The 13,270-nt window shown below is 65.0% G+C and carries 11 protein-coding genes; 2 read left to right on the top strand and 9 right to left on the bottom strand.

Annotated features, from left to right (window positions below):
- Positions 1-371: 371 nt before the first annotated feature.
- A complete protein-coding gene (locus JWQ90_RS03745; protein ID WP_299689597.1) occupies positions 372-755 on the top strand; it encodes a hypothetical protein in 384 nt (127 codons plus the stop codon).
- Positions 756-856: 101 nt separating this feature from the next.
- Here JWQ90_RS03745 and JWQ90_RS03740 read toward each other — a convergent pair whose 3' ends face one another.
- The 7 genes from JWQ90_RS03740 to trkA all read right to left on the bottom strand — a co-directional run bounded on the left by JWQ90_RS03740 (position 857) and on the right by trkA (position 10,427).
- The gene (locus JWQ90_RS03740; protein WP_299689594.1) at positions 857-3,241 is read right to left on the bottom strand and encodes an ABC transporter permease; all 2,385 of its coding nucleotides are present in this window, start codon (positions 3,239-3,241) and stop codon (positions 857-859) included.
- A complete protein-coding gene (locus tag JWQ90_RS03735) occupies positions 3,238-3,909 on the bottom strand; it encodes an ABC transporter ATP-binding protein (RefSeq protein ID WP_299689591.1) in 672 nt (223 codons plus the stop codon). The genes JWQ90_RS03740 and JWQ90_RS03735 overlap by 4 nt, the downstream gene beginning before the upstream one ends.
- A gap of 288 nt (positions 3,910-4,197) precedes the next feature.
- Complete coding sequence (locus JWQ90_RS03730) at positions 4,198-4,938, bottom strand: response regulator (protein WP_299689588.1); 741 nt, start codon at positions 4,936-4,938, stop codon at positions 4,198-4,200.
- Entirely contained in the window at positions 4,935-6,023 is a 1,089-nt protein-coding gene (locus tag JWQ90_RS03725) for a histidine kinase (protein WP_299689585.1), read from the bottom strand. The genes JWQ90_RS03730 and JWQ90_RS03725 overlap by 4 nt, the downstream gene beginning before the upstream one ends.
- An 83-nt stretch (positions 6,024-6,106) precedes the next feature.
- Positions 6,107-7,279 carry an ATP-binding protein gene (locus tag JWQ90_RS03720; protein WP_366919425.1) on the bottom strand — a complete coding sequence of 391 codons (1,173 nt, stop codon included), beginning with the start codon at positions 7,277-7,279 and terminating at the stop codon, positions 6,107-6,109.
- Between the two features lie 47 nt (positions 7,280-7,326).
- Positions 7,327-8,739, bottom strand: a complete 1,413-nt coding sequence (locus JWQ90_RS03715) for a potassium transporter TrkG (RefSeq protein WP_366919428.1) — start codon at positions 8,737-8,739, stop codon at positions 7,327-7,329.
- Positions 8,740-8,819: 80 nt separating this feature from the next.
- The gene (trkA, locus tag JWQ90_RS03710; protein WP_299689576.1) at positions 8,820-10,427 is read right to left on the bottom strand and encodes a Trk system potassium transporter TrkA; all 1,608 of its coding nucleotides are present in this window, start codon (positions 10,425-10,427) and stop codon (positions 8,820-8,822) included.
- Here trkA and JWQ90_RS03705 point away from each other — a divergent pair.
- Positions 10,426-10,914, top strand: coding sequence for a hypothetical protein (locus JWQ90_RS03705; protein ID WP_299689573.1), 489 nt, complete (start codon positions 10,426-10,428; stop codon positions 10,912-10,914). The genes trkA and JWQ90_RS03705 overlap by 2 nt on opposite strands.
- A 162-nt stretch (positions 10,915-11,076) precedes the next feature.
- Here JWQ90_RS03705 and JWQ90_RS03700 read toward each other — a convergent pair whose 3' ends face one another.
- Together JWQ90_RS03700 and rsmB are read right to left on the bottom strand one after the other, a co-directional pair.
- Positions 11,077-11,748 (bottom strand): OmpA family protein, encoded by a 672-nt coding sequence (locus tag JWQ90_RS03700; protein ID WP_299689570.1) that lies wholly within the window; start codon positions 11,746-11,748, stop codon positions 11,077-11,079.
- A 145-nt stretch (positions 11,749-11,893) separates the two neighbouring features.
- The gene (gene rsmB / locus JWQ90_RS03695; RefSeq protein ID WP_299689568.1) at positions 11,894-13,225 is read right to left on the bottom strand and encodes a 16S rRNA (cytosine(967)-C(5))-methyltransferase RsmB; all 1,332 of its coding nucleotides are present in this window, start codon (positions 13,223-13,225) and stop codon (positions 11,894-11,896) included.
- Positions 13,226-13,270 lie beyond the last annotated feature (45 nt).

The following is a 13,270-nucleotide window of genomic DNA, read 5'->3' as shown; positions in this document are numbered from 1 at the left end:
AAAGTGCTCGCGTAGGATTGATTCTGTGACTTTGATTCAGTGGAGTTGGTCAGAACCGCACTGACGCGAACACCGGGTCAATATTTCCGGTGGCGCGCTTCAGGCCAAATAGTTTTTCAACAGAATTAGCCCATAGCGGTCATTCACTGGGACCCGCTACATGCCTTTGTAAATGGTTGCTTGCGAAGTTCGCTACCACATGCAGGAGTCGGGCGGCTTGTTGTTGCGCCCGTTTATCGTAAAGACCGCCTGCTACAAGGCCAAGGCGATGGCTGCGATCCAAACGAGCAGGGCTGGCCGAGCTTGAATCGCTCTCCGGCGCAGCATCGGGCGTATGCTGGTGAAAGAAGTTTGTGCAAGGAGCGCGCAATATGAGACGGGTTTTGTTTGTCGGCCAAGAGCCGGAGACTGTCGATTTCTCGGATCCTGCGTTGCCGCCGGGATTTGATGCCGAAAAGATTCGTCGGGGAATTGCGGTTGGCATGCAGCAGATGTCGGAGCGCGGATGGCAGTCCGATCTTTGCCTGGTTCGCCCCGACGAATCAGCGGGCCCTGCGCTCGAACAGCAACTTGCAGCCGTGACCTATGACTGCGTTGTGATTGGCGGCGGGCTCCGTATTCCCCCGAAGAGCTTGCTGCTTTTTGAGGTGATCGTAAACGCGGTACACAAATCAGCTCCCAGCGCGTTCATCGCGTTCAATACTCGCCCTGAAGACACCGGTGACTCTGCGGCGCGCTGGTTGAAAGCCGACTGAGGGCATGAGTGGCCAGCTGAAGTTGTGCGCGACGGCCCTCTGTCTGCCCGCAATGGGCCGTCGTGAACCTGGGCACCCACTACCAGCTCAACTACCAACAATCAGCCGACCGCCTCCCGCACCGAGCACCGGGATGCGCGCCACGCAGGCACGAAGCTCGCGGACAGGCTCAGCGCCAGCACGACGGCCAACCAGACCCACAATCCCGTCAGATCGAACGAGAAATCGAGACCGTTCTTGAGACGCTCTGCGAGTAGCTTGCCGAGGCCCAGGCTCAGCGGCCAGGCAGCGAGGGCCGCGAGCGCCCAGCTCATCAGGCCGATCAGTGCGGCTTCCGTCACGACGATCAGCCATACCAGGCTTGATGAGGCCCCCAGCGCTCGCAGGATGCCCATTTCGCGTCGGCGTTCCAGCACGTTCAGACTCATCGTGGTCATCAGGCCGAGCCCGCCGACGCCGCCGATGACGCAGGACATCACGATCAGGAAGGCGTAGATTATGCGCATGTGTTCGTCGAAGCCGAGCCGCCTATCGGCTTTGCTGACCATGCGCAGTGCGCGCAGGCCCTGGTGTTCCAGAGCCTGATCAAGTTCGGTTTTAAGCGCATCGATCGCGCGGGCGTCGCTGCGCTGTAGCACCAGGTTTATCGAATTCGCCATCGCTATCTTGCTGCGAAGGCTTTCGAAATAGGCCTTCGGAACATAAGCCATCGCGGGGACGAAGGGCTCCGGTGTGATGCCGACCACGCGCCACTGCACCAGTCCCAACTCGGCCATTTTCAACGCAACCGTATTGCCCACCCTCATCTGCGGCTGCTCTCTCGCCAGTGCGTTGTTGACCACCAGGGCATTGGTATCTCCGGCGTGCAGACCGCAGCCGCTGACGACATCGAACTTGAGAAGATCCGTGCCGGCGGGCAGGGCGATCAGCGTGACGCGGCCGCTCTCCAATTCGGCTTCACTTGTGATCCAGCCTTCGGCACGCACGACACCGGGGGTGTTGCGAACCGCGCGCGCGATGTCTTCAAGCGGCGCCATGGTATCGAGCGTGGCCGTGAGATCGTAGTGCCTGCTCTCGAACAAGCGATCCAGCGCGCCGCTCAGCGATGCACGCACGTTCAGGGCCGTCATGAAGAACAGGCCGCCCACGGCCAGCGTGAGCAGCGTGCGCAACAATCGGCCGCGGCGGCGAAAGCCATTGCGTAGCGCCAGCAGCAGCGGTCGCGATGCGCCGCTCCATCCCGCGACTGCACGGTCGAATGCGGTTTCGCCAAACGCTCTGGAAGACACTCCCTCATCCGTCAGCGCCCGATGTACCGAGATGCGGCTGCTGTTCCAGACCGGGCATGCGGCGGCCAGCAGCGGAACCAGCAGGCCGACAACGATCGCCAGCAGGCAAACCCAGAACGGCACCTCAAAACTGTCGATGTCGAAGTTCAGAAAGACCGCAAGATAGCGCGACAGAACACGGCTTCCCAGCAGCCCCGAGGGGAGAGCCAATACGAGTGCAATGCCTCCCAGGCAAAGTGCCTGTGCAAGGTAAATCCGCGCGATCTGCGCGCGCGATCCGCCGAGCGCCTTCATCACGCCGATCTGCCGGATTTGCGCCGCCATCAGCGCCGTCATCAGGTTGACGACCAGCACGCCGCTGAGCATCAGCACAAAGAAACCAAACGCCGCGATGGCGAGCAGCAGCATGCCCATGACCGCCGCGTGCGGATGTTCGCCGGGAGTGGGAATGTCGATGCGGCGCACCGAGTACCCGGACTGCTCGATGCGCTGCTGCAGCTGCTGAACAACGCTGCGTATGTGCGCTTCATCGCCAGTATTTTGCGCAACCCGGATTTTCAGTTGATCGAGCTTTGCCACCTGGCCCTGCGGCAACAGCGTCTGTAGCGTGTCCAGCGTGATGTAGCCATAAACGACACGGTCCATGCGCGCCTGCGCCTGGCCTACGTCCTTGACGCTGCCGCTGACGCGCAGCTGATGCAGCACACCGTCCGCAGTCTCGACGCTTACGTCATCGCCGAGGCGAGCGTTGACGACCTGAAAAGCATCGCGCTCGATCAGGATCTCACCCGTCGCCGGCGGCCACGCTCCCTGCTGCGGCTGCAGCGTGCTGACCCGGATGTTCCCGAAATCCTTGACCACGAAGAGCAACAGGTTCTGCCAGGCCCCAGGCCCCGCCTTGATACGACCGGATACCGTGCGCCGCGCTTCGATTTCACTCAAAGCGGGGTCGGCCTTGATGGCTGCGAGCAGGGGCTCGTCGATGCCATCGCCGCCATCGCTGCCATCGACATACAAAGTGGCTGAAGCCGGATTTGTCGCGCGATAGCCGTCGTTCAAGGCGCGCGTGACGATGGCATAGCTGGACAGCACCGCAAAAAAAGTCGTGATGCCGAGTGCAACGGCGAGCACCACCAGCACCGTGTGCGTGCGCTGCTGCCAGAAATCACGAAACACTTTGTGCCAGGACGCGGTCATTGGCCGGGTACTAGCACGCCGTCGGCGAGAACCAGCGCGCGATCACTGAGCCGCAGAATGTCGCGGTCGTGTGTTGCGATCACAACGGTCGTACCGGCATCGGCGAGCTTGCGGAACAGCGTCAGTATTTCCGCAGCGGTAACCGAGTCGAGATTGCCGGTCGGCTCGTCCGCGATCAGTAGCGGCGGCTCGTTGGCCAGTGCGCGTGCGAGCGCTGTGCGCTGCTGCTGTCCGCCCGACAGCGCCGCCGGCAACTTGTCGGCCTGGTCCGCGACACCGACGCGGTCCAGCAGCGCAAGCGCGTGGCTGCGGCGCTCGCGGACCGGGCGACGACGCAGGAAATCCATCGGCAGCATCACGTTTTCGATCACGCTCAGCGTCGGCAGCAACTGAAAGAACTGGAACACGATGCCGACCGCAGCACCGCGCCATTTCGCCAGCTGGTTTTCGCTCATGACCTGGATCGGCGTGCCGGCGATTTCGAGCGCACCGGCGCTGGGGCGATCGATACCGCCGAGCAGGTTGAGCAGGGTCGATTTGCCGCTGCCCGATTTGCCGACGACGGCGACGAATTCACCGCGGCCTATGTGGAGATCGATTTCGCGCAGCGCTGTGAAGGTTCCGGCCGGCGTGGAGTAGGCCCTGCTGACGCGCCGCAGGTTGATCATGGAACACATCCGCTGTTGGTCGATGTGTTCGCAGTGTGTTTTGTGGTTTGCTCGCCGGCAGCGCATATGGGGCAAGCGGAGCCGGGCGCGGGTGTGCGGGTCTGTGCCTTTGGTCAGCTCCAAAGCGTCAGGGGGCTTTTGTAGGTCCGGCTTCAGCCCGACATTCCGGCCTCGCAAGTCGGACAGAAGTCCGACCTACGCGGAGCTTGTAGGGCGGGAGCGTCCCGCCTTTCGCGGTGGGCGCCGCGCGAAAGGCGGGATACGCTGCGCTCCTCCCGCCCTACGGGTCTAACGACCCGTGCGATCGAACAGCGCTTGCCGGTAGCGGCGGCTCAGCCGCAGGCGTTCGCCGCTGCGCAGCTGAATCTCGTAATCGCCTTTGAACAGCGGGTCCAGCGAGCGAATCTCGGCGATGTTGACGGCGGTCGATTTGTGGATCTGCACAAAGCGCTGCTCACCGAGTTGCAGCAGCAGATCGCGCAGCGTTCTACGCAGCAGATAATGGCGAGCTGCGGTGTGGACACGCAGGTAGTTGTCGTCGGCCTCGATCCACAGAATGCTGCTGCTGTCGATCATGTGCAGGCTCTCTCCTTCCGGAACCAGCAGCCGCTCGCTTGCCGTCGAACGGCTGCGCGCGGTGGCCACGGCGCGGCTGCGGTCTTCGCGATTCTTGAGCCGCGCTCGCACCCGCTCCAGCATGCGCAGGAAGCGTTCCTGGTCGTAGGGTTTGAGCAGATAGTCGACCGCGTTCAGGTCGAAGGCGCGCACGGCATGCTCGTCGAAAGCGGTGACGAATACGATCACCGGAGCGGCACCGGATTCGAGTTGCGCGGCAAGCTCGAGGCCACTTATTCCCGGCATCTGGATATCGAGCAGCACGAAGTCCGGTGCGTGTGTCGCAATGGCGCGCGCGGCACCGGGCCCATCGGCTGCTTCCGCCACGATGTCGATGTCGCTCTGTTCTTCGAGCCAGCGGCGCAGCTTGGCCCGCGCCGGCGCCTCGTCGTCGACGATCACGACCGTAATCATTGCGCCGCCCGCGGCATCGACAAGCTGGCCAGCACGCCGCCGGCCGCGTCTTCGGTGAGCGTCAGTGCCGCCGACTCGCCATACAGCCTGAGCAGGCGCTCGCGGCAATTTCGCAGTCCGACTCCGTCGTGGCCTTGGCCAGCGAGCGTCGAGCTGGTGTTGTGTATCGTCACGATCAGCGCGCCGCGATCACACCAGGCGCGGATCGTGATGCTCTGTGCATCGCTGTTGGCTTCGACGCCGTAGCGATAGGCGTTTTCGACCAGCGGCTGCAGGATCATCGCCGGCACATGCACGCCGAGTGCGTCATCCGCGATGTCCCAGCGCAGCACGACACGCTCTTCAAAACGTTCGCGCATGATGTCGGCATAGAGCCGCAGAAAATCCAGCTCCTCGTTCAAGGGCACGGTGTCGCGCTCGCTGACGCTCAGGCTGGCGCGCAGCAGATCGCCGAGCCGCGCCAGCAGCCGGTCGGCGCGGTTCACGTCGACCTGCATCAGCGACGAAATCGTATTGAGCGTGTTGAACAGAAAGTGCGGCCGCAGCTGGGCTCTCAGCTGCGCCAGCTGCGCTTCCGCCAGCGCCTTCTGCAGGCCGAGCAGACGCTCGGCCTGCTCCTGCCAGCCGCTGAAGGTACGCACGCCGAATGCGAGGCCCAGCCATAGAACGTAAAACAGGCTGATCTTGATCGCTTCGTAGCGGAGCAAGGGCGTCCACTCGATATGCCAGTAGTCCGCACCGGCCAGCGCAAAGACCGCGTGCCGCAAGCCGTACACGACGACGATGCATGCCGGCACCAGAACCGGCAAGGGCTTCAGGCTGCGCAGGAACCAGTTCAAGGGACTGGCGAGCGAGATCCGGCCGGTTTGATCCGAGAATATCCAGAACGTCAGCCAGCCTATCGCGGTAGCTGCGGACGTCGCGGCCACTACCCAGGGCTGCCATGAGGATTCGCCGGGATCGTGCAGATAGCGCGGATTCTCGATCAGCGACATCAGCGTCCACAGCAGCGCCCAGATCGCGCCGAGCACCACGAGCAGCGTCTGCGTGATACGTCTGACGCGGCGCGATTCGGGCCCTACCATGCCGCCGACTCCGTTAGCCAAAGGTTCCGGGAAGATTAGCCTCTGGACGAGGGTGCGCGATTGTTCTGGGGCAAGCGGGCCGGCTATGACGACAAGGCGCGCAGGCGCTGGCATAACTCGCCGACAGGCAGGGCCTCGATGCCCGGTGCGAGCGGGATCGCCTCAACGCCGCCATAAACCACCAGGCGGCTCTCCGGATCGATGTCGGCGCAAGCCAGATGGAAGCCGCGCTCCAGCCGCGGCGCGACGCTGCGCTTGATCTCGATCGCCCAGGGCCGCGTGCGGCCCGGCAGGCTCAGCACCAGATCGATCTCCGCGCCCGCCGCGGTTCGATAGAAGCTGGCTTCGGTGCCGCGCGGCGCGGCGGCCAGAAGCGATTCAATGATCAGGCCTTCCCAGCCGCCGCCGGCCACCGGATGCGCCTGCAGCGCTTCCAGATCGCCGATGCCGAGCAGGGCATGCACCAGGCCGCTGTCGCGGACGTAAACCTTCGGCGATTTCACCAGCCGCTTGCCGCCGTTGCGATGCCAGGGCGGCAGGCGCCGCACCAGCAGCAGATCGACCAGCAGATCCAGATACGAGGCGATGGTTTTGCCATCGACCGCGAGCGCCCGGGCCAGCACGGCCGCGTTGAGCAGGCCGCCCTGCTGATGCGCGAGCATCGTCCACAGCCGGCGCAGCGTCTCCGCCGGGATGCGCGGCCCCAGTTGCGGAATGTCGCGCTCAAGATAGGTGCGGATGAAATCCATGCGCCAGCGCAGGCTGGCGGCGTCGGTCTCGGCCAGCAGGCTCTCCGGAAAACCGCCGCGCAGCCATAGCGCATTGACCCGTTCGGAACCCGCTTCGCCGGCGTCGATCGGCGCCAGTTCGAGATAGCGGATGCGCCCTGCCAGCGATTCGCTGGACTGCTTCAGCAGATCGATCGACGCCGAGCCCAGCAACAGAAAACGGCCGCTGCGCCGTCCGCGGCGGCGCCCGGCGTCGATCAATCCACGCAGGCTCTGGAACAACTCGGGGATGCGCTGAATCTCATCGAGGATCACCAGATGCTCTTCATGCTGGGGCAGATAAAGCTCCGGCTCGCCGAGCTTGACGCGGTCGGCGGCGGATTCCAGGTCGAGGTAGACGCTGTCCCGGCCCTTGCCGCAAGCCAGCGCCAGCGTGGTCTTGCCCACCTGGCGCGGCCCCAGCAGCGCGACGGCGGGCGATTCCGCCAGCGCGGTTTGCAGCTCAGCCATGAGTGCGCGCTCTATCATCCTTGCAATTATGGATCGTAACTCCAGAATTGCAAGGTTAAACCAGCTCAGCGCCGCCAGAACGCAGGCGTGAACACCACCAGCAAGGTGAACACTTCGAGGCGGCCCAGCAGCATCGCGAAGATCAGGATGCCTTTGCCGGTCTCGCTGACCGGCGCCATGCTGGTGCTGAGGATGCCCAGGCCCGGGCCGGCGTTGTTCATGCAGCCGGCGACCGCGGAGAACGCGGTGACCGCGTCGAGACCGGTGCCGATCATCGCGAAGGTCAGCATGATGGTGAAGCCGACGTACACCGAAAAGAAGCCGCCGACTGCGTAGACGATGTCGTTGGACACGGTCTTGCCGTCGAACTTGATCAGCAGCTGCGCGCTCGGATGCACCAGCCGCTGCAACTCGCGCAGCGCCTGCTTCACGAACAGGATCAGGCGGATCATCTTGACGCCGCCGGCGGTCGAGCCCGAGCAGCCGAGCATGAAGCTGGCCAGCACGAGCAGCAGCGGCACGTAGCTCGGCCAGTGCGTCGGGTCGGCGGTGGTGAAGCCGGCGTCGGTGCCGAAGGCGATCAGCTGGAACATGCCGCGGCGCACCGCGGTATAAACGTCCGGATAGGTGCCGAAATAAACCAGCGGCGCGCATACCAGCACGCCGAACACCACGAACAGGGTCAGGAAAGTACGGAACTCGCCGTCGCGCAAATACACCTTCAGGCTTTTGCGATCCCAGGCCAGGTAGTGCAGCGCGAAGTTGCTGGCGCCGATCAGCATGAAGAACATCGCGGCGAACTCGATCGGCGCGCTGTTGAAGTAGCCGATGCTGGCGTCGTGAGTCGAGAAGCCGCCCGAGGACAGCGTCGAGAACGCATGACAGATCGCGTCGAACAGCGACATGCCGAGCGCCCAGTAGGTCAGCCCGCAGACCGCGGTCAGCGCCATGTAGACGGTCGACAGCACACGCGCGGTTTCGGTGATACGTGGCGTCAGCTTGGAGTTCTTCATCGGGCCGGGCGTTTCGGCCATGGACAGCTGCATGCCGCCGACGCCGAGCATCGGCAGTACCGCCACCGCCAGCACGATGATGCCCATGCCGCCGAGCCAGTGCAGCTGCGCGCGGTAGTAATTGATCGACCGCGGCAGCTGGTCGATGCCATGCGGCACCACGGTGGCGCCGGTCGTGGTCAGGCCCGACACCGATTCGAAGATCGCGTCGAGCCCGGTAGGCCAGACGTCGGACGCGAGAAACAGCGGGATCGCGCCGAAGGCACCGAGCACGGTCCATAACAGGACCGTCACCAGGAAGCCGTCGCGGATCTTCAGCTCGCCGCGCATACGCCGCGTCGGCCACCAGATCGCGGCGCCGGTCACCAGCGTGATCCACATGCCGGAGATGAACCCGGCCTGGGTACTTTCGCCGTAATACAGGCCGACCGCGACCGGCGGCAGCATGGTCAGCGAGAACAGCATCAGCAGCAGGCCGACGAGGCGCTGCACCGCGAGGAAGCGGCGAGCGGAGTTGGAGCGCCGGCCGGGGTCGCTGTAGACCGTCAAAGGAAGGACACGCCAACCTGGAAAAGTCGCTCGACTTCGCGCGTGTGTTTCTTGTCGACCAGAAACAGGATCACGTGGTCGTCGGCCTGAATCACGGTGTCGTGATGCGCGATGATCACCTCGTCGCCGCGCACCACCGCGCCGATGGCGGTGCCCGGCGGCAGCTTGATCTCCTCGACTCTACGGCCGACGACCTTGCTGCTCTTGCGGTCGCCATGCGCGACCGCCTCGATCGCCTCGGCCGCGCCGCGGCGCAGGCTGTGCACGCGCACCACGTCGCCGCGACGCACGTGCGCCAGCAGCGCCGACACCGTCGACTGCTGCGGCGAGATCGCGATGTCGATCGCGCCGCCTTCGACCAGGTCCACATACGAGACGCGGTTGATCAGCGACAGCGCCTTGCGCGCACCAAGCCGCTTGGCCAGCATCGCCGACAGGATATTGGCCTCGTCGTCGTTGGTGACCGCGCAGAACGCGTCGGTGTCCTCGATGTTTTCTTCCAGCAGCAGCTGCTCGTTGGCGGCGTCGCCGTGCAGCACGATGCTGCGGCTGAGCTGCTCGGACAGAAACGTGGCGCGGGCCTTGTCGCGCTCGATCAGCTTGACCTGCATCTGGCCTTCGAGCACGCGCGCCAGGCGCAGGCCGATGTTGCCGCCGCCGGCGATCATCACGCGCTTGACCGGTTTGTCCTGACGCCGCAGCTCCGCCATGATTTTCGGGATGTGCTCGGTGGCGGCGACGAAAAACACTTCGTCCTCGGCCTCGATGATGGTGTCGCCTTCGGGGATGATCGGGCGGCCGCGGCGATAGATCGCGGCGACGCGCGCGTCGACATCCGGCAGATGCAGCGGCAGCTCCTTGAGCTGGCGCGACACCAGCGGGCCGCCGTAATACGCGCGCACGCCGACCAGGCGCACGCGGCCGTCGGCGAAGTCGACCACCTGCAGCGAGCCCGGATATTCCATCAGCCGGCGGATGTAGTCGGTGACCAGCTGTTCCGGCGAGATGTGCAGATCGACCGACAGCGCGTCATCGGCGAACAGCTTGGTCTCGCGGATGTATTCCATCGAGCGCACGCGCGCGATCTTGGTCGGCGTCTTGAACAGCACCTGCGCGATGCGGCAGGCGAGCATATTGGTCTCGTCGCTGTCGGTCACCGCGATGATCATCTCGGCGTCGTCGGCACCGGCGCGCTTGAGCACCTCCGGATGGGACGCGAAGCCGTGGACCGTGCGAATGTCCAGGCGCTCCTGGAGCTCGGCGAGCTGCTGCGGATTCTTGTCGACGACGGTGACGTCGTTGGACTCACGGGCCAGATTTTCGGCCAGCGTGCCGCCGACCTGTCCCGCCCCCAGAATAATGATCTTCACTCGGCCGACGTCGTGCACTGGATGCGAAGGCGCGAACCTTACGCCCGCCCTTGTTGCAGTGCAAGAATTGGGGGAGGCTGCCGCTTCGAATCGGCTTGCGCTAGAGTCCTGCCCGGATCGACCTTGCCGGCCGGTCCTGCAATCCGCAATCCATTCAGCATCCAGCCGGGCGGCGCGCCCGATTCTGCTGACCCCAAACCCATCAACCGTCCCGACGGAACGCGAGCACCCCATGAAAAAACTCTCTTATGTAGCCGCCACGCTGGTTCTGACGACGCTGCCGGCGTTCGCCGCCGGCGTCACCGCCGACACCAGCGCGGCCGTCAACGCCGCCTCCCAAAGCACCGGTGCCGGAGCGGGCGTCGGGGTCGGCGTGAACCTTGACGTCGATGCGGCCGCAGCCGCGGCCAAAACCAACGCCGAGATCCGGGGCGGCGCCAGCGCGGCCGGAACGGCTGCCGCCAATGGCGCCGGCAAGCTCACCGACGGGGCCAAGCATGCCGCCACGGTCACCAAGGACGCTGCCGTGAAGACCGGCAAGGCCGCCAAGGACACCGGCGGCAAAGTCGTGCACGGCACCACCGGCGCGGTCGGCGGCCTGCTCGGCGGCGTCGGCGCCGGCGTCAACTCCACCGTTAGCGGCGTGGCGGGCGCCAAGCCGGCGGCCGAAACCAGCGTCAACGTCAATGCCGCCGTCGACGCGAAGGCCGGCGCGCAGTAAATACCTCGGTAAATACCGCGGCCGAGCGACGCTGCCGTTGAGATGTTGAACTAGGCCATCGGTTTGTTTTTTGATAACAAAACCCCCACTTCGTGTGGGGGTTTTGTTAAGCGCCTTGGTTAAGCGACTTGAGCGGACGGCTTAGGCCTCACCACCAACCGACTACTGACCCGCGCCCTTGCTGCCTTTCACCACCTCGCCGCCGACATTGCCCGCGGAATAGGGTCCGGCGCCTGGCTCCGCCAATCCCACCTGGTCGACGCTCTTTTCCACGACCAGAGCGACACGGCGATTGGCCTGGCCGTTCTGGCCCCAGGCACCGGGCGCCAGCTGCCGGCTCTTTTGATCGCCGTAGCTCACTGCTTTGACCTTGCCGGCCTGGAGCCCGCTTTCGATCAGGTGCTCGCGCACGGCTTCCGCGCGCTTCAGGCCCAGCGTCTTGTTATAGGCAGGTGAGCCCGCGGAATCCGCAAAGCCTTCGACCGTTACCTGCATCTCGGGGCGCTTGTTCATCACGCCCGCAAAATCGTTGAGCGCCTGCTCGTCCTTGGGACGCAGTTCCGACTTGTCGAAATCGAAGTGCGCCGTCAGGTCCAGACGCAGGCGATCCTGCAGATCAGTGATCGCAACGTCCTGACTCTTCATCTTGCCTTCGAGATCGCGGCCCAGCGAGGCGATCTCGTCGCGCGATTCGAGCCTTGCGGACTCCGTTCCGGCGCGCAGATCGGCGACCGTCCGGTCGAATTCGTCGCGTTTGACGTAGTTGTGACAACCCGTCAACGCGAGTACCGCAACACCGATGGCGACGCTGCCGGCGCGTGCATGAATCTTCATTTTTGCGATCTCCTTCCGCTGGTTCAAAACTTCCGTGTTCATCCCCATCAATGGGATGCCATTCGCTGTTCGCTGAACGCGAGCTATCCGAACCGTAGAAAAAACCGGATGAAGTTCAGCTGAACTGCCCCACTGCGGCCCGATGCTAGACGCGCTTGTTCGGCTTGACGAAGCGCGCGTAGTAAAAGCCGTCGAAGCCGTCACCGGGGGCGATGCGCCGGCCGTGGCGGCGTGCCTCGCCCCAGTTCGCCGCGATCGGCTGGTGCTTGGCGTCGGGCTGGCTCATCAGGAAGCGCTTGGCCACGTCCTCGCCTTCCGCGCCAAGCACCGAACAGGTCGCGTAGACCATCACGCCGCCCGGCGCGAGCAGCGGCCACAACGCGCTCAGCAGGCGCAGCTGGCGGTCCGCCATGCGCGGGATGTCCTCAGCCCGGCGCAGCCAGCGGATATCCGGATGGCGGCGGATCACCCCGGTACCCGAGCATGGCGCGTCGACCAGGATGCGATCGAAGGCGCGCCCGTCCCACCAGGTGTTCGGCCGGCCGGCGTCTGCGATGCGCACTTCGGCGCTCAGGCCGAGACGCTGCAGGTTCTCGTGCACCCGCGGCAGCCGCGCCTTGGCGATATCCAGCGCCAGCACCTCGAGCTGGGCGCATTCCAGCGCATGCGTGGTCTTGCCGCCCGGCGCGGCGCAGGCGTCGAGCAGGCGCTGGCCATCGTGCAGATCGAGCAGCCCGGTCATCAGCTGCGCGGAAGCATCCTGTACCGACACTTCACCCTCGGCGAAGCCCGGCAGCTGATCGACCGGTACCGCGCTTTCCAGAATCAGTGCATCGGGCGCGGCTTCGACGATCCGCGCCGGCAGGCCGGCGGCGCCCAGTTTTTCCAGGTAAGCCTCACGGCTGACTTTGCGGCGATTCACCCGCAGCACCAGCGGCGCCTGCGCATTGCTCGCGGCCAGGATCGCTTCCCAGCTGTCCGGCCAGTCCTGGCGAACGCCGTCGACCAGCCAGCCGGGCGCGCTGTAGCGGGTTTCGGCGTCCTGCGGCAGCGCCGCTTCCAGGGTCTCGCGTTCGCGCTGATAGCGGCGCAGCAGCGCGTTGACCAGGCCGGACAGATTCGGGCGCTCGAGCGCGGTCACCGCCTCGACCGTGTCGGCCACCGCGGCATGCGGCGGGATGCGCATGCGCCGCAGCTGATACAGGCCGACCTCGATCAGCGCCATGATTTCCGGCTCGCGATCCATCGGCTTCTGCAGCATCTGCAAAGCCAGCGCGCGCAGCTGCGCATGCTCGCGCAGTACGCCATAAGCGATGCTCTTGATCAGCGGCAGATCGCGCTCGGCGATCTGGCGGCGCGCGGTGGCCAGCGCATCGTCGAGGCTGTCGCCGGCGAGCACCCGGGCCACGGCGCGGGCCGCCAGCGCGCGCGCGTTCAAGGGTTTTGGAGCAGCGGTATTGGAAATGGGCCAGACCATGATCGGATTCGCCTGCGGCGGGCAGCGTAGCCCGGATTGCAGGCC

Source organism: Hydrocarboniphaga sp., assembly GCF_028291725.1.
In the GTDB taxonomy this organism is placed as follows: Bacteria; Pseudomonadota; Gammaproteobacteria; order Nevskiales; family Nevskiaceae; genus Hydrocarboniphaga.
Note: the sequence above shows the minus strand (reverse complement) of the source record. Positions and strands in the feature narration are given on the sequence as shown.